This window comes from Roseobacter sp. TSBP12 (assembly GCF_009129705.1).
Taxonomy (GTDB): domain Bacteria; phylum Pseudomonadota; class Alphaproteobacteria; order Rhodobacterales; family Rhodobacteraceae; genus Celeribacter; species Celeribacter baekdonensis_A.
Genome location: NZ_PYIB01000047.1, coordinates 34,445 through 57,215, shown reverse-complemented (window position 1 = coordinate 57,215; position 22,771 = coordinate 34,445). Strand labels below are relative to the sequence as shown.

The following is a 22,771-nucleotide window of genomic DNA, read 5'->3' as shown; positions in this document are numbered from 1 at the left end:
CGACTTTCGCGCTGTGAAACGAAAGCAGGACAATGGACAGCGAAACGGCGGGCGTCACCGCCTGCGACGTTCTGATCGTTGGATCAGGCGCAGCGGGATTGTGTGCCGCGATCACGGCTGCGAAGGCAGGGCTTGAGGTCATTGTGGCCGAGAAAACCGGCGTTTTCGGCGGTACCTCCGCATGGTCCGGCGGCTGGCTTTGGATTCCACAGAACCCACAGGCGATCCGCGCCGGGATCACTGAGCCCGACGCCAAACCCCGCCGCTATCTGCGCGCCCTGTTGGGCAATCGCGCCAATGACCCGCGCATAGAGACGTTCTTACAAAACGGTCCCGACATGCTGCGCTTTCTCGAAGAGATCGGCGTCATGACCTGGGTTGATGGCAATCATGTGCCTGACTTTTACGCCCATGACGGTGCCGCCGAAGGCGGGCGATCCGTGACCGCCGCGGCCTATGATGGGCGTCAACTTGGCCCTTTGATGGCGCGGCTGCGGCCGCCACTCGATGTCGTGTCGCTCTGGGGCATGGGCATTGGCAGCGGTGCGGATATGGCACATTTTTTCAATGCGACCCGCTCCCCAAGCGCGCTGTGGCATGTCACCAAACGGCTGGCCAAACATCTCTATGATCTGGCGCGCTATCGGCGTTCGATGCAGCTTGTGGGCGGCAATGCCCTTGTGGCGCAGCTTTTGAAAGGGGCGGCGGACAGCGGGGTTCAGCTTTGGCATGACAGTCCGGTGACCCGCCTGCGCCATGATAAGGGTCGGATCGTGGGTGCATCCGTGATCCGACAAGGGACGCCAATCCGCATCACCGCCCGCAAAGGTGTGGTGCTTGCGACGGGCGGCTACCCGCATGATGCCCTGCGACAAACACACAGTTTTGCCCACACCGACACCATCGCGCATGCCTCTGCTGCGCCCAAATCAAACACCGGCGACGGCTTGCGTTTGGCTGAAACGGTTGGTGCGGCGCTTGACATGAGCCTCGCTGAACCCGCCGCATGGGCGCCCGTGTCCCGCGTCCCGGATGGTGAGGGTGGGTTCAAAAATTTCCCTCATCTCATTGATCGCGCCAAACCCGGATTCATCGCGGTGGATATGCGTGGGCAGAGGTTCGTCAACGAGGCCGACAGCTATCATGAGTTCATGAAAGCCCTGTTTGCGGTGACGCCAAAGGGCTGCGCGCCGGAGGCTTGGCTGATCTGTGATCACCGGGCGCAGAGGCAATTTGGCATCGGCTGGGCCAAGCCCTTTCCCTTCCCGCTCACCCGCTATCTGCGCTCCGGCTACCTCAAACGCGGGCGACGGATCACAGATTTGGCGGCGCAGTGCGGCTTGCCCCCCGAGGCGCTTGCACAGACCATCGCGCGGTTCAATGACGGCGCGCGCGAAGGTCACGACCCGGTGTTTCACCGCGGCGCGTCACTGTACAACCGCGTCCAAGGCTGGGCCAAACACAAAGGTCCAAACCCGACCTTGGGGCCATTGGAGCGCGGGCCGTTTTATGCGGTCAAACTCGTGCCCGGCAGCCTTGGTACATTTGCCGGGATCAAAACCACCGCCGACGGGCAGGTGCTTGGGCAAAACGGAGCGCCGACGCCCGGGCTCTATGCCATCGGCAATGACGCCGCCTCGATCATGGGCGGGCATTACCCGTCTGGCGGCATCACCCTCGGGCCGGGCATGACGTTTGGCTACATCGTCGGCCGCCGAGTTTCAGGTCAACCAATCAAAGGCCTGACCCCTTCTCTTTCACACCACACAAAGGATGCATGACATGGCCTATTACGAAATCGCAACGCTCAAGACCGTAATCTTTGGCGCAGGAAAGGCCTCGGACGGGCTGCAAAATTGGCTTGCAGCGGGCAAAGGCACGCTGCTCGGGGCATTTGGCACCGACATCGGCACCCTCAACGAGGTCTATGTTTTGCGCGGTTTCGAGACGCTGGACGAGATGATGGACGAACGCGAACGCGCTGTGATGTCCGACAATCCGATGGGCTGTATGGAGCATTTGGTCGACCTGCGGTTTGACAGCTACAAACCCTTTGATTTCATGGCCCCGATCACCCCCGGCACCTATGGGCCGATCTACGAATTTCGCACCTATAAGGCCAAACTGAACGGCGTGTCCGTCACCCAAGACAAATGGCGCGACGCTATGCCGGCCCGTTCGGAATATTCGCCGCTGACCATGGCGATGTGGGGCCTTGATGGTGCGCCGCGTGTCACGCAAATCTGGCCCTACAGCTCGCTTGAGGCCCGCATCAAGGCGCGCAGCCAATCGGTCGCGGACGGCAAATGGCCGGCCAAAGGCGGCCCTGACTGGCTCACCCCACAGATGACCAGCGCCGTCGCCCTTCCCTTGCCGTTTTCCCCGCTGAAGTGAGTGCCATGCCCCATAAATTCTCTCTCGCCTTTTTGACCACACATGAGGTCCCGCCTCATGAGGCGGTGCGCATTGCGGCGGCCACGGGGTATGACCTTGTGGGGCTGCGGTTTTTGCCCGCCGCCCCAACCGAGGCCCCCTATCCGATCTTGTCTGATCCGGCAGTTGAAGCTTTGGTGAAAGCGGCCCTTGATGAGACTGGGATCGGCATTGCCGATATTGAAATCGCCCGGCTTAAACCAGACACGGATGTCGAGGATTTCCGTGATTTTCTAGCCATCGGTCAAAGGCTTGGCGCGCGCAACGTGCTTGTTGCGGGCGATGATACCAATCATGATCGGCTCACCGAAACCTTTGCCGCCTTTTGCGATCTCGCAGCCGAATATGACCTGACCGGGGATCTGGAGTTCATGCCCTGGACCGGGGTCAAAACCCTGCCCGAGGCGCAACGTATCGTGGAAACGGCGGGGTGCGCCAACGGCGGCGTTCTGATCGACGCGCTGCATTGGGACCGGGCGGGCGGGACGGTCGCGCAGATTCAAAACCTGCCCCCCGCGCTCATTCACTACGCCCAGCTTTGTGATGGTCCTAAGCCATATGATCCGTCCGATGCCGGGATGATCGAGATTGCCCGAGGCGCACGGCTTTTGCCCGGCGACGGCGGGATTGATCTGATCGCCATGGTGCGCGCCTTGCCGCGTGACATTGTTTTGAGTGTCGAGGTGGCCCAAATCGACAAGGCCAAAACCGTGGATGCCCAAAGCCGCGCCGCAGAAGCGCTCGCACGATCTAAGGCGCTTGTCGCCAAAGCCCGTTCTGACCCGTAAGGGTCGGATCATCGCTGCGTTGTGAGGCTGTACAGCAACATCGGATCACACAGCTTTGCACCGGACAGCGCCCCGCCCGGTGCAAAGATCATTTTTAGTCAGATGCATCGATGATGTTTCGTTCCAGAGGGGACGTCACCGAAGCGGTTCTTCATCACCAATGCGGTTGCGAAATACCATCAACCGCGCCTGTTTGGCGCGATAATAATTGTCGACGGAATAGGCGATGGTGGCGAAATCCGGTCGCCCATCCCCATTAAAATCAGCCATGGCGATCCGCGCGACGGAATCATCTGAGACCCGCCATTTGGCGAAGACACCGGCTTTTTTATCGACCATTTTGTAATACATGACCCCCTGCCACGGCCACGGTCCCCGCAGCCCCACAAGGAATTCTTCATCGCCATCCCCATCGAAATCCGCGCAGAGGATTTGATGGCCGGGGCCTTCGCCATTTTCATTGGGGTCGCCGTAGACATCCAGAACCTGCCGGGTCCAACCGGCGGTGGCCGGATCGCTTTCGGGGTCACGGGTATAGATGGCGACCGTGTTGCCGTGAAACGGCTCGATCGCGGCGACATAGCTCATCGGAACGCCATCAATGCGCCCCGCATCAAGATCGCCACTGCCCTTAAACCCGGTTTCCTCGAACTGCGAAGTCTCGCCTGTGCCGATCCGCACATGCTGCCAAGTGGCTGTGTCCGCATCATAGTAAATCCACGTCACCCCTTCGTCCGAGGCGACCAAGACAGAGTCACGATCCGAACCGGGGATGAGGCCGCGCTTTTTCTCTGCCCCGTGCAACATGCGGTAGCTCATGTCATCGATGGTGGTCATCGGCCATTCCTCCGCCGTCAGAGGGTCGTCGGGTTGCGTGAACATCACCAGCGGCAGCACCCCATGCACATTGCCCTTGGTCACAATCGGAAACCCAATGATCTCAAGCCGCTCGGTCTGGGTGAAATACCCGGCGCGCAAACGATGCATCCCGGTGGCGCGACCAATATAATGGCGTGTCCATCGCTTGGCCTCTTCCACCCCCGGTCCCGGATTCTCGATCCAGTCGATTTTGCCCCCGGTCTCTTTTGCATCCACGATGGTGCCTATATCGCCGTAAAGATCATAACAGATGATCGGGTCGGGATAGCCATTGCCGGAAATATCGGCATAGTCGCCCCCTACCGGCATTTTGACACCGTCGGTGATCAAACGACGGGTCCAGTCGCCATTCTGATACCAATAGATCTCGCCAAGCCGCAGCCCGTATCCAAACAGATCTGGCTTGCCATCCTGATTGAGATCCGGGGCTTCAAGCCAATAGCCATCGCGCAGATGATCCGCCACCAATTCAGGTTCAAACACCGGAATCAAAAGCGGGGATGTCCCGGTCTGCGATCCGGCATCGAGGGTCTGACGGGCGGGGGTCTGGCGGGTGGGGGTTTTCTGAATATTCATCTCTGTCGTCTCCTTCAGTGGTGGCAACACTGCCCAATGTGTGTGTCCGGGGTGTGCGGTCTTGGCGCGGGGCCTTCGGGCACAAGTTCGACCGCAAGCCAGAGGCAATCGGTGCGTGCGACATACTGGTGCCAAGGGTAAAGAAAGCTGCCGTCCCCAGCGGGCTGAACCGCATAAATGCCATGCGCTGCGCCGGGGGCGAGATATTGATTTTCGTACAGGGTGCTTGGGTCATTGCGACGAAATTTTTGCATCGCGCCATCCCCCGAGATTTGAACATGGTATTCAAGGAACGGGTGGCTGTTATGGATCAGACAGGCCGTGCCCGCGGGCGCAAACCAGAGGTTCATAAACACGCCCCAGCAGTGCGGTGGACCCGGCGGCAGGGTTGGGGCAAGGCGATCCGGGGTGGCCTGAATCGTGGTCACCCGATCACGAGGCGACCGAAACAGGGCCAGACCCGCAGCCCCCGGCACAGACGCCATGCCCGGCACTGTATCCAGCCTACGCCATCCGGGCGCGGAACAAAGATCAGCCGGGGCAGACAGCCGATCCAGCGCCAAAGTGACAAGTGCCGTGTCGCTGCGCAGCGAGACCTCGCGCAAAAACGCCGCCCCAAGCGGCGCAATATGGTCCCGTAGGCCCGACGGATAGAACGGCACAGGGGCCAGACCGGGGTTCACCACGATGGCGCGACTGCCAATCTCGATCTGCCCCCCATTTTGAAACACCTGCACCGGCAGATTGGGCGTGCTGAAACTCAGCGCACGGATGTCACCATCGTGTTGGTCTGTAGGGCTGAAGTCCCTTTGCGGTGGTGTGAGTGTGGTCATTTCATTTCCTTTCGCGAACCGTCGAAGCCGGTTCCCCGACTTCGACGCCCTGTCAGATCAGGCGGCAGGCTGGGTCTGCGCGAGCTGCGGCCTCCCCGGCATCGCCCCGAAATCAACCCCCGGAATGGCATTTGAAATGACCCCGGTGAACAGATCCGAAAGCGCGTCCAAAACCCGCGCAGTGGCTTGACCATCGCCGTAGACGCCGCTGGCGCGGGTCATGCCGTCATAGAGAATTTGGTCAGTCAAAAGCGCACTCACCTTGGTTCGCACCGCCTGACGGGTCCGCCCGATCAGAACGGCGGCCCCCGCTGTAATCGCCTCAGGCCGTTCGGTCACATCGCGCAAAACAAGCGTGGGTTTGCCAAGCGAGGGGCCTTCTTCTTCCGCGCCAGAGCTGTCCGAAACGATCAGATGCGCCTTGATCATCAGGCGGCAAAACTGGCGATAGGGCAGCGGTTCGATCGGGTAGATATTGTCTTCGCCCGACACAATCGGAAGGATCGCCTCCCGAACCACCGGGTTGAGATGCAGCGGCATCACGATGCGCACGTCATGGGTGCGGGCAATATCGACAAGCGCCTGGGCGATCTCGCGCATCGGTGCGCCCCAGCTTTCTCGGCGATGGACGGTGGCAATGATGATCGGTCGGGTGTCAGCGCCCTCAAGAAAGGCCAGCGGGTCATCTTGATGCTGCGGCACTGGCTGCGCAGCGGCCCAGCGAACGGCGTCGACAACGGTGTTGCCCGTCACCCGGATGCGATCAGGGTCCACCCCGTCATGCAACAGATTGTCGGCACTCACCACGGTGGGGGCCAGGTGCAGGTCAGAGATTTGGCAGACCAGTTTGCGGTTCGCTTCTTCGGGGAAAGGCGATGAAATATGCCCGCTGCGCAACCCCGCTTCGAGGTGGATCAGCGGCACACGGTTGTAAAAGGCACCCAGCGCTCCGGCAAAGGTCGAGGCGGTGTCGCCATGGACGACAACCGCGTCGATGCCAAAGTCCCTGAGCGGTGCACCCAGCCCGGTGATGATCCGGGCGGTGATTTGATCAAGCCCCTGCCCCGGCTTCATAATGTCGAGATCGGCATCGGCCTTGAGGTCGAATTCTGTCATGGCCGATTGCAACATATCGCGATGCTGTCCGGTGGAAATCACGATAGGGCGCATGTCCGACCGGTCCTGCATCGCCCGGATCACCGGGGCGACTTTGATGGCTTCGGGACGGGTTCCAAAAATGAAGGCGACGTTTTTCACAGAATCTTTCATGGGAGGTCCTTTCAGAGGGGGGAGGAAGGCACGGTGAGAGACACCGTTGGCTGGGGCAACGTGTGAGCAGAGTTGAACAGTCCGGAAATCGTTGCCGTCAGGTCGATGAGTTGCGGATGCTGAGGCTATGGGAAAAGACATTGCCGGGGTCGTAGCGGTCCTTGACGCTTTGCAGCCGCGGGTAATTATCTTTGTAATACAGCGTGGACCAGGGCACGCCGGAGCGGTTGCGCGCAGGATCGGCCATATCGCGATCGGGATAGTTGATATAGCACCCGTCCATCTGGTCGTTGGGCACAGGGACGCCGCCCGTCGCGGCAAAAACATCCTCATAAATGTCGCGCAACCAGCCAAGGTAAAACGCGTCGTCTTTTGGATCGCTCCAAAAGGTCTGGAAACACATTTTGTAGATCGAGGAGCGCTGCGCGTTGGCGGTGGCATCCGGGGCTTGGGCATTCACCGCACCGCCAAAGGAAAACAGCACCAACATCGTGTCGGGGTTGGTGAAGTCTTCGCGGCTCATGTGTTTGTAAAGCGCGGCAATTTGGCGGCGATCAAAGCCCTGTTTCATATAGGCCGATTTGTGACCGCCGCGCGATGTGGGATTGGTGATGGTCGGATTGTTCGAGCCCACAAGTTTGGTCGCCTGCAGCCAAGGCAGACGCGCCCCTTCGAGGTAATCCGGCATCGCGGGAAGTTCACCGATCGGGGTGAGCATCGGGCGCGGAACGATGTTGGTGCCCTCAAGCAGCGCCGACATATACTCCGCAAGAAGGGTGGCGGCATTGGGATCGTCGCCATCGACTTGGGTGAACATCCCCATGGCACCCGTGGCGCGATGGCTGACGTTAAAAAGGCTGCTCAGGGAGGTGTATGGGCTGTCGGGGGCACTGTTGCTCGCGTGCCAATGGCTGAAGTTTTCGATCAGCCGGGTGAAATTCGTCTCCGTCAACTGATCCCAGTCAAACGCAACCGCGCTGACCAGAACTTCGGCCGGGGGGCGGATCAATTGCGCGCCGGGGTCGCTGCCTTCGGCACCGGGCGTGCGGAACCAGTAGCGCGTGACAACGCCGAAATTGCCGCCCCCACCACCGGTATGCGCCCACCACAGATCATGGTTCGGATCCTCCGGGTCCGAGCTGGCGCGCACCAGATGTGCTTGCCGGTGTTCGTCCACGACAACCACCTCCACCATAGAGAGGTGATCCACGGTCAGCCCATATTTGCGCGACAAAAGCCCGTAGCCGCCGCCAACAATATGCCCGCCCACGCCCACCGAATAACAAATGCCCGCCGGTAGGGTCACCCCCCAGCCTTTGTAGAGGCGTTCATAGACATCAATCAGCATCCCACCCGGCTCGGCATAAAACGCACCAACCGTCTCATCAAACCCAACCGCCCGCATCGGCGCCATATCAAGGATCACTTCGGTTTCGGGATTGCAGACGAAATCAGCAAAACAATGCCCGCCAGAGCGGACGGTAAATTTTTTGCCCAGATCAAGCGCTTCTTGGGTGGCCAGCAAGGCATCTTGTGGTGTGTGGATCATGCGCACATAGTCTGGTGTCGACAAAAACCGCTGGTTGTTGCCCGTGCGCAGCGCCTGAAAGCGCGCGTCCTCTGCCGTGATCCGCTGTCCGGTTTGCACTCCAATTGGCGCGGGGGCGACGATCGGCGTCTCGGCATGAGCGGGTCGGATGGTCACCCCGGATGCGGCCGCACCTGCGGCGAAAGCGGAGCCAATAAAGCTGCGACGGGACACTGTGGTCATGAGACACTCCTTCGAGATTGGGATGACGTAAAATTCCTGTCGGGCTTTGCGGTACCGCCCTGCCCTCATGAAACGTCGATTCCCGAACCTCGAGTAGTCGTCCCCGTGTTGAGACATCCTTTCCAAAACGTGATTGCTGCACCTGCGAAGCCCCCTTGGACGGGGCCGCAGGTCATCCGTAGGTTGGCTCTAACCCAAGGTCATCAAAGGCCCGACGCGCGTCTTCGCCGCGAAACACCGTTTCGATCAATTGCCCGCCCGGGGCACGCAAGAACACGCGATGCTCGGCCAAGCCTTTCAGTGACATACAAGAATAAGGCAAACGGCGCGCTTTGAGCCGCGCGATGAAATCGTGATAGCCCCGTCTGCGAAAGGCAATGTGATCAATGATCTCGCCATCAATGGGGGTGCCACGGCCATAGCTGCCAATGAGATGCACCACAGGCGCATCGCCGGAATACAGCCAATGCCCCGGAATTTGTTGGATCTCAAGGGGCCGCTCCCCTTCCTCCAAATCGAAAAGGTCCATAAAAAATTGGCGTGTTGCCGCCAAATGCGCGGTCCGCAGTGTCACATGGTCTAGTTCAATCATTGAAATATCCTTGCCGCCTCTCGCGGTGCTGTCAAAATCGAGGGGGCGACCTCCGCCCCCAGCTTTCTCTGAGGTGTTGCTCTGGCTCTACCCGGCCTCAGCCGTCACAAGCGGCGCAGACAGGCGGGCAAAGCCTTCTTGGCGACGATACTGCGCCGCCGGATAGGCCGCATCGCGTTCCGAAACACGGGTCAAACGGGCAGATTGTTCGGCATCGAGTGACCAGCCCACGGCGCCAAGATTGTCCACAAGCTGCGCCCGGTTGCGCGCGCCGATGATCACATTCGAAACCGTGGGTTGCTGGGTGAGCCAATTGATCGCCACCTGTGGCACACTGCGCCCAGTTTCCGCCGCGATCTCAAAGAGCACATCCAACACATCATAGAGCAATGCGTCATCGACCGGCGGGCCCATGGAGGCGGTTTCGTGCAATCGGCTGACGGCGGGCACCGTACCTCCACGGTGCAATTTTCCGGTCAAACGACCCCATCCAAGCGGGCTCCAAATCATCGCCCCCACCCCCTCATGCGCGCCAAGCGGCATGAGGTCCCATTCGTAATCCCGACCCACCAAAGAGTAATAGACCTGATGCACCACAGGCGCGGCACGTTCATCTGATCGGCCCGCTCCAAAAGCTGCATAAGCGCCCATCCCGGATAGTTTGAAACCCCCCAATGGATCACTTTGCCGGACCGCATCAACATGTCGATGGTGTTCAAAATCTCCTCCGGCGGGGTGTGGCTATCATAGGCGTGGAGTTGCAAAATATCGATGCGGTCGGTGCGCAATCTCGTCAATGCCGCCTCCACCGATCGCACAAGACGCCCACGCGACACGCCCCATTCGTCCGGCCCGTCGCCCATCGGCAAGCCTGTCTTGGTCGAGATCAAAACCGCGTCACGCCGTCCCTCAAGAGCCGCGCCCAGAATGCTTTCCGACCGCCCGGCGGAATACACATCCGCCGTGTCAAACAGGGTCACCCCCGCGTCGAGGCACAGGTCGATCAACGCGCGCGCCTCATCCACCTCGGTTTGTCCCCAGTTGGAAAAGAGCGGGCCGGTGCCGCCAAAAGTGCCCGCGCCGAAACTCAGAACGGGGACGCGCAGACCGGATTGGCCCAATTGACGATAGTCCATGATGATAGTCCTTTGAAGATAAGATAGATGTTAGGCAGGAACGCGGGCATCGCGCCTCAGCGAGATGGTCCCGAGCAAAAGCGCGGCCAAGGGGAACACAACCGCAGCAAACGGCAGGTCCTCATAAGAAAACCCAGCCGCCAAAAGAGACCCCCCGACCCATGCGCCAAGCGCGTTGCCCAGATTGAAGGCGGCGATGTTGAAGGAGGCCACAAGGGCTTGGCCCGCGCCGGTGGCCTGCGCCATAACCCAGGCTTGCAACGGAGCGACGGTGGCAAAGCCAGCAGCCCCAAGTGCAATGGTCAACACAATGGCACTCACCTGCCCCTGCGCCGCAAATCCAAAGCCAAACAGCACCAGCGCCAAAACGCCCAAACTGCCCAAAACGGTTGGCCCAAGCGCCCGGTCGGCAAAGCGTCCACCAAGAACATTGCCAAACACCAAACCACAGCCAAAGCCCAAAAGGATTGGCGACACGGCCGTCTCAGGCAGGCCCGCCGTCCGGGTCAAAAGCGGGGCGATATAGGTGAAGACCGTAAACACGCCCGCGTAGCCCAGTACGGTCATCGACAATCCGCGCAACACGCCGCCCCGGCGCAGGACGGTCAAATCTTCGCGCCAATCGCTGATTTCTGTTGGCGCATGGCTGCGCGGCAACAGCGCCGCCATGACCACAGCGGCGACAACGCCAATGGCGGCGACCGCATAAAAGGTCATGCGCCAATCGGTGTGTTGCCCAAGCCATGTGCCAAACGGCACGCCCAAAACATTGGCCAACGTGAGCCCGGTGAAGACAATGGAAATGGCGGAGGCTTGGCGCTCTCGCGACACAAGGCTTTGCGCGACCACCGAGCCGACGCCAAAGAATGTGCCGTGGGTCAAAGCGGTGACAATCCGCGCCGCCAAAAGCGTTTGATAGGTTGGCGCCAAAGCACAGGCGAGATTGCCGAGGATGAAAATCCCCATCAAAAGCAAAAGAACCTGACGATGCGGCCAACGCGCGGTCAGGATCGTCAGAATTGGCGCGCCGAACACAACCCCAAGCGCATAGCCAGAAATCAACGTGCCGGCGGTGGCGATGGTGATCGAGAGACTGTCCGCAACCTCGACGAGCAACCCCATAATGACAAATTCAGTAACGCCGATGCCGAAGGCGCCAAGGGCGAGAGCGATGAGAGCAGGTGGCATTTTGGTCCTCCATGGAACGAAGATGTCACTCACCCTGTCATGGCCGCCGATTTTAGAGTATACCTCTCGAAGGAACAGGATTTATGAATTGTAGGCACAATGCTTGGCGATCCCGGACGGCTTAGGGCCCTAGAAATTTTCGCGCTGGTTGTCGCGGAAGGCAGCTTTTCGGCGGCGGCGCGCGCGTCTGGATTGACGCCGTCTGCGATCTCAAAAACCATTGCCCGGCTGGAAGAACGCGTCGGGGCCGTGCTCGTCCTGCGCTCAACCCGTGCACTGACCCTCACCAGTGAAGGCCGGGATTTGCATTTACGGGTACTCGAAATTCTGGCCGCCCTTCACACCGCAGAGCGCGAAGCCGGAGCGGGACGGACCCCGGCCGGACCGGTGCACATCACCACATCGGCCTCATATGCCCAACATCGGCTGTATCCGATCCTCCCGGATTTGATCGCCAAATACCCGCAACTCTCCATCACGGTCAGTCAGACCGATCATGTCGTTGATTTGATCGAGGCTCAGGCCGACCTTGCCATTCGCGCCGGAGAAATGCCCTCTTCGGCTCTTGTCGCGCGCTCGTTGGGGGCCTCACAGCGGCTGGTCGTCGCCGCCCCCACGTATCTGAATCGCGTCGGGATGCCGCAATGTCTGGAGGATTTGGCGGGATGCACCCTGATCGGATTTGCCTATCGGCGCAAAAACAAACCCTGGCCTTTTGCGCTCAATGGCGAGGTGATGGACCTGAACGCCGATCCGCGCCTTCAGGTCAGCGATGGCGAAGGGGTGCGGCACATGGCCTTGAGCGGTCTCGGCCTTGCCCGGCTGGCACGGTTCACCATCGAGGATGACCTGAAAGCCGGCCGATTGGTCGAGGTTCTGCCAAGTTACAATCCGGGCGATGTGGAGCCTTTTCATGCGGTCCGACTTGGCATCGGCAGCGCGCTTCCGGCGCGAATACGGGTTTTGCTCGACTATCTGGCACGCTATGGGCGCGTCGATCAGCCGTCTCCGCGCCGCGATGACGCGTAGCGGGCAACCGTTTGGTTGCCCGTTCCCTTTGAGGGCGTGAGCCCGGTCAACCGCGTCTACGCGCTATGCCGTGCGCAATTTGCGGCGCAACAAAATCCAACGCGCCAGCTTCATCGACGGTTCTTCGACAAAGCGGAACAAGAGCCAGCCCCCCAAAAGCGACGCTGAAAAATACAGCGCAATGGCAGTCAAGCCGCCGACAACAGAGAGGTCCTGTAGCCCAAGCTGTTTGCTCAACCAAAAGATACTGACACCCTGACAGAGATAGAAACCAAAGGAGACTTGGCCAAGCCAGAGGGCCAGCCTGTTGGTCAAAAAGACCGGAGAGCGCCCCTCGCGATCACGCGCCGCGCATTCGGTGATCAGGGCGGTCAGCGGCAAGATATAACAAATGCCAAAAGTGTAGAGAAACGGCAGATGTTTGGCGATCGCAATGGAGGCGATCAACATCACGCAGGAGGACAACAGGTCGATCCGGGGCCACCGTCCCAGCACCACCATGCGTGCCGCCACCATGCCGATTACAAACTCGAACATGCGTGGCAGCGGGAAGATATAGTTGAACCAAAACTGCGTGCCGGAGATCGGTGAAATCGGCGACTTGGGTTCGCTTGGGACGAGATAAGTGGTGATGAGGATCACCGCCAACATGCCCAAAAGCAACGCGAGCAGGCTTTGCCCAAGGCGCGGTTCCGGGATCAGGCGGACCAGTGGCATGAGCACCGGAAACAGCAGGTAAAACACCATATCGCTTGAAAGGGACCACGACGGCGGATTGACACTGACGTAGACGGTTGGGTCCGTGCTGAACGTACTGAACAGCGTCAGGTTGAGAATGGCGGTTTGCGGCGAGGTATAGACACCGGCGAACAGCACAAGCGAGATCGCCCAGACCACGACATGTGGTGGATAGATTTTGAGCATACGCCGCCACATAAAGCCACGGATCGAAAAACATTGGGGCGTGGCCCAAGTGATCACAAAGCCGGACAGAATGAAAAAGAAACTCACACCGACATAGCCGAGTTGGCGAAAGAGTTGTTCAAGGGTTTCACCCACGGGCGTCGCGCCAAACGGGTTCGTCGGCTGATAGGGCGGCAAGGGCGAGGTAAAAAGGCTGACATGAAATAGAAAGACCGCGAAAGCCGCGAAAAAGCGTAATCCGGTCAAGGAGGGAAGCCGTGGCAAGCGATCACCATCGGTTGTGGAAGACATCGCCGGTCTGGCGGCTTTCGCTCTTTGGAACGGTCCTGATGTGGGGGTGGTTTGTGTCATGGTAAACTCCTGTTTGTGGGATAAAAAGGAAGCGGGCGGGACCTTTCGGACCCGCCCGCGGTGGCGTCAGTTTTGTGTGACGGTCTCAGCGCCGTCTGGGGCTCGATCTGGCCGAAGCAGCAGCGCCACGAGAAAGCCCAGCACAACCAGCGCAACGTTGATCGCGATGGCAAAAAGCACACCTCCCAATATGCGCTCTGACGCACTCAGGGCATCGAGATCGGGCTGAGACAGGATGCGCGCCGACACGATCGCGCTCATGATCGGAATGCCGATGGTGATCCCGAATTGCTGGGTCAGGATGGCAAGCCCCGTGGCCAGCCCCTGTTGTTTGTTCGGCAAACCCGAGGTGGCGGCGGTCATAAAGCCAACGATCGCCAACATGTTGCCGATCCCGCCAAGGAAGGTGGCGATCAGCATCAGCGGAATCGAACCGGGGTTTGTGGTCAAGAGGATCAGCGCCGCTGTGGCCACGCCCTGAAGCGCGAAGCCCGCAAGCAGTGTGCCACGATGACCAATCAGAGAGATCACCCGAGAGGCCATCACCCCGCCCAAAACGGTCCCTGCCCCGAGGATACCAAAGGCCAGACCGGTTACTGTTCCCGACTGTTGCAAGACTTCTTGCAGATAAAGCGTCATGAGGAACACAAGCGATGTTTCCGTCGCGAACGCCAACAGGCCGGTGATATTGCCCAAGGCAACCGAGCGACGTTTGAGAATGTTGAGCGGCACAAGCGGCTCCGCCGAGCGTTTCTCAATGACAATAAAGACACCGAACAGAACCACACTCAAAACCATGGATTCGATGCCAAGGAAGGCCTCCAAACCGTGGTTGCCGAGCGCCGTGATCCCGTAGACCAGCGACAAAACGGCGGCGGTCACGGTGATCGCACCGGGCATATCCAGCGTCATCTTGCGGGCACCGGGATCGCGTGCGGGTTCCTTGATCAACATCGGTGCAAACACCACGACAATGGCGGCGATGGGCACGTTGACAAAGAACAACCAACGCCAGCTCAAAAGATCCAACAACACACCACTGAGAACAGCCCCAGTGGTAAACCCGGCGGACATGATCGCACCATTCATTCCCAAAGCGCGATCCCGCAAAGGTCCCTCGGGGAAAGAGGTGGTCATCAGAGAGAGGGCGGTGGGCGTCACCATGGCGGTGGACAAGCCTTGCATGACACGCGCCGACAACAACACGGTTTGGCTCTCGGCCATGCCTCCGACCAGCGAGGAGATGCCCAGAAGGACCATCCCGCCAATAAAGAGATTTCGCCGACCAAGGTAATCGCCAAGCCGCCCGAAAAACAAGGTAAACCCAGCGGCTGTGAGCGCAAAGGATGTGACAATCCACTGCATCCCGCCCAAGGAAAACCCAAGTGCGGCGCCGACTTCGGGCAAGGCCACGTTGAGAATGGAAAAATCGACGGCCATCATAAATTGGGCCAACAAAAGAATGACAAGCGTACGCCAAAGCTTTGATGTCATTTTGGTATCAGGGGCCGCCAGTTTGGCGGCATTCAGTTCAGGGTTGGCATCTGTGGGCATTTCGATCCCTTTCGAATGACAGAAATCTGCGCCAAGGCGCAGAGTGATCCGGCCGCACCGATCAGGGGCGCGGCCTCCGGGTGACTTCAGTATCTCTGTGGAGGGATTGGTCAGTAGCCACTCATTTGGCGAGGCATTCTTGACGATTCAGCAATAATGCGGGAGGGGCTGATCTGCACGCATCAGCGCTCAATCGAAAACCTGCCCATTCACAAGGCATTCCTGCCCTGAACCGCGCGCGTTTACGTCAGGGGCACATCAAATAATGGATAGGGTCTTTGCAGAACTGAGCAATTTGGTACTCTGGTCTTATTGAGTATAGCCATCTCCCACAGGTCGCACTGCGCGCCTCATTTTGTAAAACTTGTGTAAAGTCAGTTTATTAGGAGACGTCGAGATGCGAGCACAGACCCCCTATTCAACGCATATCAACAGCATCCAGGATCTCACCATCTTTACAACGATTGTCGAGGCAGGGTCGCTGTCGCAGGCGGCACGGGACCTCAACCTCTCTCTCGCCCTGGTCTCCAAACGGCTGTCAAAACTTGAAGATTTATTGGGGGTACGCCTGATCACGCGCTCAACCCGGAGCCTGTCGGTGACAGAGAGCGGACAGGATTTTTATGAACAATGCCGGGTCATTCTTGAAGGGATACAGAGGGCCGAAAACAGCATTCAATCGCGCAAAGACGAGATTTCCGGGTCTCTCACGATCACGTCGTCCACCTCTTTTGCCCGCCTGTTTTTGGCCAAAATCGTTTTCGGCTTTCAGGCGTTACACCCCAATGTGTCCATTCATTTGCTCGATGATGATGGCATCGTCAGCCTGATTGATTCCGGTGTGGACCTCGCAATCCGTCAGGCGGTTTTGCCGAACTCTTCTCTGATCGCAGTGGCGATCGCGACGGATTATCGGATTGTGTGCGCCTCTCCCGGGTATCTGCGCAACGCCCCTGCGATTGCGCACCCAAAGGATATTTCCGCCCATGAATGCGTGGTTTTTGGCAGCCCCCCGATCACAGACTGGCGGCTATCAAACGGGCAAGACACCGTCACCATCCCGGTGAAATGGCGCATTTCCACCCGCTCAGGGGATGCCACAACAGCCGCCGCGATGGCCGATGCAGGCCTTGCCTATTCCTCGATCTGGAGCGCGCGGGCTGAACTTGACGCCGGTCACATCGTCAATGTCTTGCCGGACTGGCGGTCCCCGGAGCGTAAAATTTACGCGGTCTATCCGTCCCGCACCTATCAAACACCGCTGTTGAAAGCCTTTGTGCAGTATCTCGGAGTACAGGCCAAAGTGCTTGAGAAAGCCTTTTTGAGAGAAGCCGCCTGTCCCAAACCCGCCTTGCTCAGTGCCGCCGGCCCCGCGGCGCGGGCGACAAAATCAACCCGCCCTCTGCCATGAGATCCAAGTGACGCATTTATTTTTGATCACCGGACAAAGTCTTGCGACGGGACGCACCCCGGCGATGACGGTTGATCCCGTGGCGCAGGATCATGCCCTGTGTTTTGACGGCGGCCCAGTCGGAGGAAATGGCCAGCCACTGACAGCGCGGCTTGGTCCTCTGCGCGAAACCGGCACGGAAACCATCGCCAGCGGCTTTGCGGCACAGCTCTTAAAGACCTCTTCTGACCCGCTCATTTTGGCCGGGCAAGGTTGGGCCGGTCAGCCCTATGCAGTGCTGCGAAAAGGCGGGCCAAGCCACGTTTTTGAACAGGTGATCGCCCAAGCCCAAATGGCCAAGACCCATGTGCCGGAGGTCCAGTTTGGCGCGATTTTGGTGCTGCATGGGGAAACCGACGGGGCGCAAGGCACCGTGGAATACGACCGCATCCTTGCGCAATGGCATCAGGATTTTGCCTCTGCGCTCTCAGACATCTTTGACACAACAGAGCCGATGCCCATGCTGCTGTGTCAAACCTCAAGCATCTCTGGCTATTGCAGCGGGGATCGGCGCCATTTTCGCACGCCGCAGATGCAATTTCAGGCCGCGCTGACCCATCCTCAACTTGTTCTGGTGGGGCCAAAATACCAGTATGACTACATAGATTGGGCTCATATTGATGCCGCCTCCACCCGGCGGCATGGCGCCCTTTTTGCCAAGGCCTATCGGCGGTTGGCGCAGGAGGGCAAAGACTGGCACCCGCTTCAACCGCGCCGACTGACCCATAGCGACAACACCGTTTTGATCGACTTTGACGTGCCCGTGGAACCGCTGTGTTTTGATACCGAGCATGTGCGCGACCCCGGCCAGTATGGGTTTTCGCTGCATGACCCACAGAGCCACATCATCGCGGTTGAACCGGCGGGTCCAAGCCGCATCCGCCTTGTGCTCGACCGTCCCCCGGCGCGCTCCGCGCGTGTCAGCTACGCGCTTTACAACGGCACGTCTGGACGATCCGGGCGGCTCGAAGGGGCACGCGGATGCCTCCGGGACTCGGATACGGAACAGTGCGCGCTTGACGACTCGCCGCTTTTTAATTGGTCCGTGGCCTTTGATTTGCCCATTGAATGGGCTCATCCCGATGGCGACCCTTCCCGATAGCGGGGCGCACAGGGTCAGCTCCTTCCGTCACACGGGTTGCAACCGCCCGCCGATGCTGGAAACGGGGTGGTTGAGGTCGCTTGAATCCACAGATTTCAGGCAAAAAACACCACATACACCATCACAGCCTTCGGATCAGGCACTCCCTTGACATCGACCCTTCAAAACCCCTGCCGACACCCACTTGACGCTGCCAGATTTTGCGCAGAACCGAAACCGGAAAGGAGGCGTCAGAACCCGTGGGCGCCTTAAAATAAAGAGAACGCCTGTCTCAGAAAATGTATGATCGCGGTAATCACCTCAGGTGCCATCGTCGTTTCGATCCGCGCGTAGTCCTGCGGACTGCCCGTGTCGCTCGGTTGAAAAAGATGGTTCAGACCCGGATAGATCTGGACTTGAAACGCCGGGTGCCTCTGTACAAGGGCGCGCAGCGCAGCGGCGTTTTCGATGGCGTCGACCTGAACATCTTTCGCGCCAAAAAGCGCGAGAACCGGGCCGGGGAACGCCTCAAGTACGGTGCGAGGATCGTGGCGGACGGCGTCATGTCCCCAAGGGGTGGCGAGCATATCCATGAAATTGCGGCGCACCTGCCGGGGTAAATCCGCAACCGCGGCTTCGATGCCGGGTTTTGCCTGTACGGCATCTGGGGCGTGGCGCAGCACTTCAAAGATCTCTGCAAGGGCGTGATCGAACTGGATGATTTCGGTTGCGCTTGCGCCGCTTTGCTGGGCGATCACCTCGGTCTGTCGGCGGATGATCCGTTCCATTGGCAGACCCGGCCCCGCCATCAAAACCAGAGCCGCCACGTTGCGCCCGCGTGCTGCAAGTGGGGCGGTCAGCCCACCTTCGGAATGGCCAAGCAATGCGATCCGATCCGAGTCGATCTCGGGTTGTGTGACGAGCCAGTCGAATGCGGCCCCACCATCGCGTGCGAAATCGGTGATTGTTGCCGTCGCAAAATCCCCCGCGCTGCTTCCCACCCCGCGCTTGTCGTAGCGTAGGCTGGCGATCCCGGCGCGCGCGAACGCATCCGAGAGCAGGAGAAAGGGGCGATGCCCCGCCACCGTCTCATCGCGGTCTTGCGGTCCCGATCCAGATAAAAGCAGAACGGCAGGAAAGGGGCCCGCACCAGTGGGCAACACGATCTCTCCCGCCAATGCGCCGGTCGCGCGCGGGATGGTGACGGTGCGATGCGGATAGGGCCGCGTTGCGGGGTCTTGCGGGCGGCGCGCAGGGGCGGCGCAGGCTATGGGTAACGCAGCCAGAAGAGACAAAAAAAGGCGTCGGGTGAAGGGTGTCATGGGTCCGGGACCTTGCATAAGAAAGCGTCCACAGCCCCTATCAGCCTGTTCCTCCGGTGGCGTCCCGTCCAACCGGCTCGGCCCTGCGCCATTGGCTTGGTGTCATCCCCATATGTTTGCGAAACGCCGCGTTGAAGGTCGATTTTGCATTGAACCCAACAGCATAGGCGATGTCGAGGATTGTGTCATCGCTGTCGCGCAAAAGGTGTTGCGCCTCGCACACGCGCGCGCGATTGACGTAATCAAAGAAGCTTTCGCCACGGCCTTGGTTGAGGGCTTGGCTGACATAAAATGGTTTCGCGCGCGCCGCTGTTGCAAGATCGGACAGGGTCAATCCGGGAATGCGCCACAGAGACTCCCGCGCCATCGCCGCATCGAGACGCCCCAGCAATTGGGTGATCGCCGCAGCGTCGAGACCCGAACGCGCATAGCTTGGTGCTGTGTCCGCGGCGTCAACTGGCGACCGGATCGCCGCATCGGCCCAGTCGGGCCAAACCTCGCGCAGGCTCAATCCATGCAAAGCAACGCCAAGGATGAGCGCCAAAAGAAACAGATCGCCCGCTTGGCCTCCCAGCAAAGAGCCAAGGGCCAGAAGGTCCAAAAGGTGCAGACCGAAGACGCAGGCCAGAAAGCCGCCAAGGAGTGCGACACCATTTAGCCGGGGCGAGGGCGGCTGTGCGATAACCTGTGCCAAGCGGGTGCGGTAGTCGCGCAGGGTCCGCCATATCCGCAGGCCCGAAAGTGTCGTCGCCCACATCAACAGCGCCCAGAACAGCCCTACTCCTGCCAGCATCGTCAACAGGAATCGCGGATCAAGATCGGGCATCTGGCCCGCCTCAATGGCCTGAAGCGCAGAAGCAGGCATGAGCAAATAGGGCAAGCAAAGTATGCCACTGAGCGCAAATAGAGCATCTCCCCTCCGCCATTGCATCTCTGCGGCCAAGGCGTCGAGATGATGGGCCAGCGCCAGGGGCAACATCGGCAGGATAAACACCTCCCAGTCCGCCCATCGGGTGGCATCAAGGATCAGGGCCACCGTCAACGCGGCACTAAAGAGAATGAGCGCGCGGCTTGCGGGCCAAAGCCGCCGATCGAAACCACGCCCCCGCACCCAAAGGGCCAGTGTCGCCATCACTGCCATTCCAATCAAAGTGTCCGACATCTGATGTCCTCTTGGCTGTCGTGGGCAATCTGGACGAGGTTACTCAGCGAGACAAGGACCGGACCGATTGGACCGGTCGCTTTGGCCCCGCTTTCGAGACCATCTTCAGGCCTCATCCTTCAGGAGTTTCCATGTCCATGCTCAGTCCCTCAACCCGTCTCTTACTCTGTCTGGCCTTGGCCGCCTGTGCCGGCCCATCCCCAGAGGTCACCCGCGCCACAACCGGCCCGACGGTCGTCTTCGAAGCGGGGCTTGGCGATGCCGCTGACGTCTGGGACGGCGTGGCCCTCCCGCCCGAGGTTGGGCGGTTTGCCTGGACCCGCGCGGGCTATGGGCTTGGTCCCTCGCTGCTTGTCGGACGTCCATGGCCCGGTGATCGCGACGGACGCCGCACCGGCGCAGAGGTGTCCACTCACCTCACACAGGAATTGGCACAGCAAACCGTTGCAGCGCCCTATATTCTTGTCGGCCATTCGCTGGGAGCGCTTTATGTGCTGCAATTCGCCAAGGACCATCCCGAACAGGTTGCGGGCATCGTTTTGGTTGATCCGCGCCTGCCGGGCTTTACGGCTCAGTGCAAATTGACGGGCCTGCGTGGCTGTGAGGTGCCTGCGCTTTTGCGTCTGACCATGTCCGACACCGAGCAACTCGAACTGGCAGGGGCGCCGGAGACGGAGGCCGCATTGGCGGACCTAAGCGCACTGCGCGATATGCCGATCACGATTATGGTGGCCGAGCAGGGTGGTCTTGGCGAAGATGCGCGCTGGCGCGGGCTTTGGATCTCCTATGCCGAACGGTTTGCAACAGGCTTTCGGCAGGCCAGAGTGGTTCCGGTGGCCAGTGGCCACTACATCCAAAAAACCGCCCCTGCCCTCGTTGTTGCCGAGATCAAGCGCGTGATCCCCTGATCTCATGGGCAAGACGATGAGCTGGCACAACAGTTTGTCATATCTTCGGTTTAGGCCGGGGCGGCCTATTTGGCGCATTTGCGGTCTGAGGCGGCCTTGATCCCGGCGCGCTTGCGCCAGTTGGCCAATGTCCGACGCGACAATGTGATACCCCGTTGGGCAAGGGCGTCCACCAGTTGAGCGTCGGTCAACGGCGCCTTTGGCGGTTCAGTGGCAACCAGGGATCGGATGATGGCAACAATTGCATCCCCCGCGAGACTGCCACCATTGCGACACGCCACGCGCCCCCGGCCAAAAAACGCATCCAGCGCCAGCACGCGCGCGGGCAATTGCAGCAAAAGCCCGTTGCGGATACGCCCCACCGTGGTTTCATGAAGACCCAGGGCCGCGCCCACCTCGGCGTTGGTCAATGGCTTTAACTGCGTCGGCCCCTGTTCCAGAAACGCGTGCTGAAACGCAATCACATAGCCCGCAACCCGCAGGATCATTTGGTTGCGCCGCGACAAGGTACGCTCCAGCCATCGTGCGGTTTCCAAACCCTCCTTACTGGTCGGCTCGGCCAAACGCGCCACTTGAACTTCCGGTGTGCTGGCCCGGTTCATCACCACCTGCCACCTGTCCTGTGCATCCCGGCTGACGATCAGATCAGGCGCGCGACGGGGTGCCGGGCCGGAGTCGAATTGCGCGCCCGGTTTGGGATCAAGGCTGCGCAAAAGCGTAACCATACGACCCAATTCCTTGGCATCCACACCGCACCGATCCAACAACACCGCCGTATCGCCCCGCGCCAAGGCCGGAAGGTTGTCCAGCAAGCGCTGCATCAGCGCGTCCAAGGCCTGTGCCTCGGCCAATTGTAGGCTTAGACATTCGGCCAGCGACCGCGCGAACAGCCCGGTGGGTTCAACCCCCTGCAATCTGCGCAACACCTGTTCCGCCGTCTCAGGAGAACAGCCCGCCGCACGGGCGACCTCCTCCACCGTCTCGCCCAACCAGCCCGAAAGATCGAGCGCAGAGACGAACACCTCGGCAATGGCGCGCTCCTTTGCGGTCTTAAAAAGAAGCCCCACCTGCGCCTGAACATGGGCGTAGAGACCCGCCGCCTGGGCGCCCATGCGATCGGGATCAAAATCGGCGGCCCCGGCCATGAGACCGGGCGTGCCCCAATGCCTGCGCTTGCGCGGCGGCACCGGGTCTTCGGGCATCGGCAACGTGACCTGCACATGGGGATTGCGCGCGGCCTCTTCGATCAAAAGACCGCTCAGTTCGGCATTGTCCATTTGCAACAGATTGAGCGCACGTTGCATCGTCTGAGACATCCGCTGTGCCGGGTATTGAACCTGATGCAGACTGGGGCCTCTCATGGTGTTGAACCCAACAACAGAAGTGGTTTCAACACCATGAGATTGGACCGGATCAAACCGCCCGCTGCGGCCCAACCATGGCGCGCGCGCTGCGACACAGAGCCCAAAACGGCACTGGCCACCCGATCCCCAAAGCTCCCTGACAGGTCGGCCAAGCTCATGCG

At 60.0% G+C, this 22,771-nt stretch carries 21 protein-coding genes; 7 read left to right on the top strand and 14 right to left on the bottom strand.

The window, feature by feature from the left end; genetic code table 11:
- Positions 1 to 32 precede the first annotated feature (32 nt).
- From C8029_RS14595 to C8029_RS14585, 3 genes are read left to right on the top strand one after another with little or no spacing between them, the layout of a single operon-like run.
- The gene (locus C8029_RS14595; RefSeq protein WP_009573733.1) at positions 33 to 1,781 is read left to right on the top strand and encodes an FAD-dependent oxidoreductase; all 1,749 of its coding nucleotides are present in this window, start codon (positions 33 to 35) and stop codon (positions 1,779 to 1,781) included.
- Between the two features lies 1 nt (position 1,782).
- A complete protein-coding gene (locus C8029_RS14590; protein ID WP_152003158.1) occupies positions 1,783 to 2,394 on the top strand; it encodes an NIPSNAP family protein in 612 nt (203 codons plus the stop codon).
- A gap of 5 nt (positions 2,395 to 2,399) precedes the next feature.
- Positions 2,400 to 3,221 (top strand): sugar phosphate isomerase/epimerase family protein, encoded by an 822-nt coding sequence (locus C8029_RS14585; protein WP_152003157.1) that lies wholly within the window; start codon positions 2,400 to 2,402, stop codon positions 3,219 to 3,221.
- 135 nt (positions 3,222 to 3,356) lie between these two features.
- Here the strand turns inward: C8029_RS14585 and C8029_RS14580 are convergent, their stop codons facing one another.
- From C8029_RS14580 to C8029_RS14550, 8 genes are all read right to left on the bottom strand, one after another.
- Positions 3,357 to 4,676 (bottom strand): FG-GAP repeat domain-containing protein, encoded by a 1,320-nt coding sequence (locus C8029_RS14580; protein WP_226946347.1) that lies wholly within the window; start codon positions 4,674 to 4,676, stop codon positions 3,357 to 3,359.
- Positions 4,677 to 4,690: 14 nt separating this feature from the next.
- The gene (locus tag C8029_RS14575) at positions 4,691 to 5,509 is read right to left on the bottom strand and encodes a hypothetical protein (RefSeq protein ID WP_152003156.1); all 819 of its coding nucleotides are present in this window, start codon (positions 5,507 to 5,509) and stop codon (positions 4,691 to 4,693) included.
- A gap of 57 nt (positions 5,510 to 5,566) precedes the next feature.
- The gene (wecB, locus tag C8029_RS14570; protein ID WP_152003155.1) at positions 5,567 to 6,778 is read right to left on the bottom strand and encodes a non-hydrolyzing UDP-N-acetylglucosamine 2-epimerase; all 1,212 of its coding nucleotides are present in this window, start codon (positions 6,776 to 6,778) and stop codon (positions 5,567 to 5,569) included.
- Between the two features lie 97 nt (positions 6,779 to 6,875).
- The gene (locus tag C8029_RS14565) at positions 6,876 to 8,549 is read right to left on the bottom strand and encodes an FAD-binding oxidoreductase (protein WP_152003154.1); all 1,674 of its coding nucleotides are present in this window, start codon (positions 8,547 to 8,549) and stop codon (positions 6,876 to 6,878) included.
- A 172-nt stretch (positions 8,550 to 8,721) separates the two neighbouring features.
- Entirely contained in the window at positions 8,722 to 9,141 is a 420-nt protein-coding gene (locus C8029_RS14560; RefSeq protein ID WP_152003153.1) for a VOC family protein, read from the bottom strand.
- A gap of 87 nt (positions 9,142 to 9,228) precedes the next feature.
- A complete protein-coding gene (locus tag C8029_RS22795; protein WP_286189928.1) occupies positions 9,229 to 9,711 on the bottom strand; it encodes an aldo/keto reductase in 483 nt (160 codons plus the stop codon).
- Entirely contained in the window at positions 9,648 to 10,277 is a 630-nt protein-coding gene (locus C8029_RS22790) for an aldo/keto reductase (RefSeq protein WP_286189927.1), read from the bottom strand. Before C8029_RS22790 ends, C8029_RS22795 begins: the two co-directional genes overlap by 64 nt.
- A 30-nt stretch (positions 10,278 to 10,307) precedes the next feature.
- Positions 10,308 to 11,465, bottom strand: coding sequence for an MFS transporter (locus C8029_RS14550; RefSeq protein WP_152003152.1), 1,158 nt, complete (start codon positions 11,463 to 11,465; stop codon positions 10,308 to 10,310).
- Positions 11,466 to 11,564: 99 nt separating this feature from the next.
- Here C8029_RS14550 and C8029_RS14545 point away from each other — a divergent pair, with 99 nt between their 5' ends.
- Positions 11,565 to 12,494, top strand: a complete 930-nt coding sequence (locus C8029_RS14545; RefSeq protein WP_152003151.1) for a LysR family transcriptional regulator — start codon at positions 11,565 to 11,567, stop codon at positions 12,492 to 12,494.
- A 63-nt stretch (positions 12,495 to 12,557) separates the two neighbouring features.
- Here the strand turns inward: C8029_RS14545 and C8029_RS14540 are convergent, their stop codons facing one another.
- Both C8029_RS14540 and C8029_RS14535 read right to left on the bottom strand, forming a co-directional pair.
- The gene (locus C8029_RS14540; protein WP_081583760.1) at positions 12,558 to 13,769 is read right to left on the bottom strand and encodes an acyltransferase family protein; all 1,212 of its coding nucleotides are present in this window, start codon (positions 13,767 to 13,769) and stop codon (positions 12,558 to 12,560) included.
- 66 nt (positions 13,770 to 13,835) lie between these two features.
- The gene (locus C8029_RS14535) at positions 13,836 to 15,323 is read right to left on the bottom strand and encodes an MFS transporter (protein WP_152003150.1); all 1,488 of its coding nucleotides are present in this window, start codon (positions 15,321 to 15,323) and stop codon (positions 13,836 to 13,838) included.
- Between the two features lie 397 nt (positions 15,324 to 15,720).
- Here C8029_RS14535 and C8029_RS14530 point away from each other — a divergent pair, with 397 nt between their 5' ends.
- Positions 15,721 to 16,734: a LysR family transcriptional regulator gene (locus C8029_RS14530; RefSeq protein WP_152003149.1), complete on the top strand. Its 1,014-nt coding sequence runs from the start codon at positions 15,721 to 15,723 to the stop codon at positions 16,732 to 16,734.
- 7 nt (positions 16,735 to 16,741) lie between these two features.
- Entirely contained in the window at positions 16,742 to 17,875 is a 1,134-nt protein-coding gene (locus tag C8029_RS14525) for a sialate O-acetylesterase (RefSeq protein ID WP_193217660.1), read from the top strand.
- A gap of 248 nt (positions 17,876 to 18,123) precedes the next feature.
- Here the strand turns inward: C8029_RS14525 and C8029_RS14520 are convergent, their stop codons facing one another.
- Both C8029_RS14520 and C8029_RS14515 read right to left on the bottom strand, forming a co-directional pair.
- Positions 18,124 to 19,176, bottom strand: coding sequence for an alpha/beta hydrolase family protein (locus C8029_RS14520; RefSeq protein WP_152003147.1), 1,053 nt, complete (start codon positions 19,174 to 19,176; stop codon positions 18,124 to 18,126).
- A 40-nt stretch (positions 19,177 to 19,216) separates the two neighbouring features.
- Positions 19,217 to 20,338 carry a helix-turn-helix domain-containing protein gene (locus C8029_RS14515; protein ID WP_152003146.1) on the bottom strand — a complete coding sequence of 374 codons (1,122 nt, stop codon included), beginning with the start codon at positions 20,336 to 20,338 and terminating at the stop codon, positions 19,217 to 19,219.
- 131 nt (positions 20,339 to 20,469) lie between these two features.
- Here C8029_RS14515 and C8029_RS14510 point away from each other — a divergent pair, with 131 nt between their 5' ends.
- Positions 20,470 to 21,246, top strand: a complete 777-nt coding sequence (locus C8029_RS14510; RefSeq protein ID WP_152003145.1) for an alpha/beta fold hydrolase — start codon at positions 20,470 to 20,472, stop codon at positions 21,244 to 21,246.
- A 65-nt stretch (positions 21,247 to 21,311) separates the two neighbouring features.
- On the opposite strand, the gene C8029_RS14505 is transcribed toward C8029_RS14510, so the two are convergent.
- Entirely contained in the window at positions 21,312 to 22,607 is a 1,296-nt protein-coding gene (locus C8029_RS14505; RefSeq protein WP_152003144.1) for an RNA polymerase factor sigma-54, read from the bottom strand.
- Complete coding sequence (locus C8029_RS22090) at positions 22,604 to 22,768, bottom strand: hypothetical protein (RefSeq protein ID WP_193217659.1); 165 nt, start codon at positions 22,766 to 22,768, stop codon at positions 22,604 to 22,606. The genes C8029_RS14505 and C8029_RS22090 overlap by 4 nt, the downstream gene beginning before the upstream one ends.
- Between the last annotated feature and the right edge of the window lie 3 nt (positions 22,769 to 22,771).

What these genes read in the sequence shown, in the direction of transcription:
- C8029_RS14535 (WP_152003150.1), bottom strand. Translation starts at nt 15,323, where the DNA reads ATGCCCACAGATGCCAACCCTGAACTGAATGCCGCCAAACTGGCGGCC.
- C8029_RS14545 (WP_152003151.1), top strand. Translation starts at nt 11,565, where the DNA reads ATGCTTGGCGATCCCGGACGGCTTAGGGCCCTAGAAATTTTCGCGCTG.
- C8029_RS14560 (WP_152003153.1), bottom strand. Translation starts at nt 9,141, where the DNA reads ATGATTGAACTAGACCATGTGACACTGCGGACCGCGCATTTGGCGGCA.
- C8029_RS14510 (WP_152003145.1), top strand. Translation starts at nt 20,470, where the DNA reads ATGTCCATGCTCAGTCCCTCAACCCGTCTCTTACTCTGTCTGGCCTTG.
- C8029_RS14580 (WP_226946347.1), bottom strand. Translation starts at nt 4,676, where the DNA reads ATGAATATTCAGAAAACCCCCACCCGCCAGACCCCCGCCCGTCAGACC.
- C8029_RS22790 (WP_286189927.1), bottom strand. Translation starts at nt 10,277, where the DNA reads ATGGACTATCGTCAATTGGGCCAATCCGGTCTGCGCGTCCCCGTTCTG.
- C8029_RS14585 (WP_152003157.1), top strand. Translation starts at nt 2,400, where the DNA reads ATGCCCCATAAATTCTCTCTCGCCTTTTTGACCACACATGAGGTCCCG.
- C8029_RS14515 (WP_152003146.1), bottom strand. Translation starts at nt 20,338, where the DNA reads ATGTCGGACACTTTGATTGGAATGGCAGTGATGGCGACACTGGCCCTT.
- wecB (WP_152003155.1), bottom strand. Translation starts at nt 6,778, where the DNA reads ATGAAAGATTCTGTGAAAAACGTCGCCTTCATTTTTGGAACCCGTCCC.
- C8029_RS14550 (WP_152003152.1), bottom strand. Translation starts at nt 11,465, where the DNA reads ATGCCACCTGCTCTCATCGCTCTCGCCCTTGGCGCCTTCGGCATCGGC.
- C8029_RS14575 (WP_152003156.1), bottom strand. Translation starts at nt 5,509, where the DNA reads ATGACCACACTCACACCACCGCAAAGGGACTTCAGCCCTACAGACCAA.
- C8029_RS14595 (WP_009573733.1), top strand. Translation starts at nt 33, where the DNA reads ATGGACAGCGAAACGGCGGGCGTCACCGCCTGCGACGTTCTGATCGTT.
- C8029_RS14505 (WP_152003144.1), bottom strand. Translation starts at nt 22,607, where the DNA reads ATGAGAGGCCCCAGTCTGCATCAGGTTCAATACCCGGCACAGCGGATG.
- C8029_RS14565 (WP_152003154.1), bottom strand. Translation starts at nt 8,549, where the DNA reads ATGACCACAGTGTCCCGTCGCAGCTTTATTGGCTCCGCTTTCGCCGCA.
- C8029_RS14520 (WP_152003147.1), bottom strand. Translation starts at nt 19,176, where the DNA reads ATGACACCCTTCACCCGACGCCTTTTTTTGTCTCTTCTGGCTGCGTTA.
- C8029_RS22090 (WP_193217659.1), bottom strand. Translation starts at nt 22,768, where the DNA reads ATGAGCTTGGCCGACCTGTCAGGGAGCTTTGGGGATCGGGTGGCCAGT.
- C8029_RS14590 (WP_152003158.1), top strand. Translation starts at nt 1,783, where the DNA reads ATGGCCTATTACGAAATCGCAACGCTCAAGACCGTAATCTTTGGCGCA.
- C8029_RS14540 (WP_081583760.1), bottom strand. Translation starts at nt 13,769, where the DNA reads ATGACACAAACCACCCCCACATCAGGACCGTTCCAAAGAGCGAAAGCC.
- C8029_RS14530 (WP_152003149.1), top strand. Translation starts at nt 15,721, where the DNA reads ATGCGAGCACAGACCCCCTATTCAACGCATATCAACAGCATCCAGGAT.